The following is a 479-nucleotide window of genomic DNA, read 5'->3' on the forward strand; positions in this document are numbered from 1 at the left end:
AGGCTATCAAAAGAAAATCCCTCTCTTGCGGAGTTGCCACTCTCTTGTCCCCCATCATTTGTAAAGTTTGAATCCAAAAATTCCCCCTCCCTTGCGGAGGGGGTTAGGGGGTGGGTATATTTTTTATCCTTATTACATTGTAGATTGCCACGCTCACTTTGTTTGCTAGCAATGACGGCAACTTTGTCATATTGAGATTTCGTAGAAAACAAAATATTTCTATTTTGGTTTTGAGATACTTCGCTACGCTCAGTATGACAAGCCATTTTGTCATTGTGAGAATTTTCTTTTTGTTCTCCCTCTCTTGCGGAGGGGGTTAGGGGGTGGGTAGAATTTGCAATCATTGATTTTGTTTTATTTGAATTTATTGCGTGTTGATACCCACCCCCTTTATCCCCCTCCGCAAGGGAGGGGGAATTTAATTCGTCATTGTGAAAATCTAGGCTTTTGTCAAAAACACTAGAATCGTGGCAATCTAA

General features: G+C 40.9%; 1 protein-coding gene. It reads right to left on the reverse strand.

The genetic code is table 11. From position 1 onward, the window contains the following. A partial coding sequence (locus tag ACWIX0_RS14160) for a hypothetical protein (RefSeq protein ID WP_454174612.1) occupies positions 1 to 479 on the reverse strand: 479 nt, incomplete at both ends.

The organism is Helicobacter sp. T3_23-1059 (assembly GCF_053654515.1).